At 73.4% G+C, this 1,132-nt stretch carries 2 protein-coding genes; both read left to right on the forward strand.

The genetic code is table 11. The features are described from left to right. Positions 1–609: efflux RND transporter permease subunit (locus tag NWP09_RS12945; protein WP_258275903.1), on the forward strand; the 609-nt coding region annotated here is incomplete at its 5' end. Positions 610–706: 97 nt separating this feature from the next. Beyond that, on the forward strand, positions 707–1,132 hold a 426-nt coding region (locus tag NWP09_RS12950), incomplete at its 3' end, for a hypothetical protein (RefSeq protein ID WP_258275904.1).

Raw genomic sequence — 1,132 nt, forward strand, 5'->3', positions numbered from 1 at the left:
GCCGAGGTCGGCGGCGTCGCGACCCAGATCACGGATGCGTTCACGCAGCTCGGGATCGCGGCGCTCGTCGCGGTGCTCCTCGTGTACGTCGTCATGGTCGCGACGTTCAAGAGCCTGCTGCAGCCGTTCCTGCTGCTCGTCTCGGTGCCCTTCGCGGCGACCGGCGCGATCGCGATGCAGCTCATCACGGGCGTGCCGCTCGGCGTCGCCTCGATGGTGGGCGTGCTCATGCTCGTGGGCATCGTCGTGACGAACGCGATCGTGCTCATCGACCTCGTCAACCAGTACCGGGACCGTGGGATGGACGTGCGGGACGCGCTCGTCGAGGGCGCCGAGCGGCGCCTCCGGCCGATCCTCATGACGGCGGCGGCGACGATCTTCGCACTCGTGCCGATGGCGGCGGGGCTCACGGGCCAGGGCGGCTTCATCTCGCAGCCGCTCGCGATCGTCGTGATCGGCGGGCTCGTCTCGTCGACGGTGCTCACGCTCGTCGTGCTGCCCGTGCTCTACCTCGTCGTCGAGGGCGCGCTCGAGCGACGGCGCGTGCGCGCGGGCACGGGCACGCGCGCCGAGCGCCGGGGCGAGCTCGCGGAGGCCAGCGCGCGCTGACCGGGCTCACAGCCCATGCGCGGGGTCCCGCTGTCAGGATGGTCACGGCGCGCACGAGTCGCGCGCTCCAGATCGCACGCATCGAAGGAGGAGGGCTGTGCCGAGCTTCCTCATCGTGCACTGCGCGACGGCGGACGGCAGGATCGACCGCTTCCTGCAGCCGCCGGTGCTCGACATCGACGGGCTGCACGCGCCGCTCGACTGGGGCGACATCACGATGCACGTGCCCGCCGGCGACCTGCCGCTCACGATCTCGGTCACCCGCGCCGACGGCGTCGTCGAGGGTGCGCGCATCACGGTGCGCACCCCTGCGGGCACCGGCACGCGGCTCACGTTCATCCCGCCGTCGCACGCGGGCGCGCTCTCGCAGCTGCGCATCGAGGGCCAGTGGCCCGCCGACTCGTCGATGCACTACTACGCCGCACGCGACGGCCGCGTGCTCGTGCCCGGCCCCGCGCGCATCGCAGCCCTCCCCTCGGCGCCCCGACCCGGCGCATCCCCCGCGGCGTCCCCGGCCGTGGCC

It is taken from the genome of Agrococcus sp. HG114 (assembly GCF_024723325.1).
Lineage (GTDB): Bacteria > Actinomycetota > Actinomycetes > Actinomycetales > Microbacteriaceae > Agrococcus.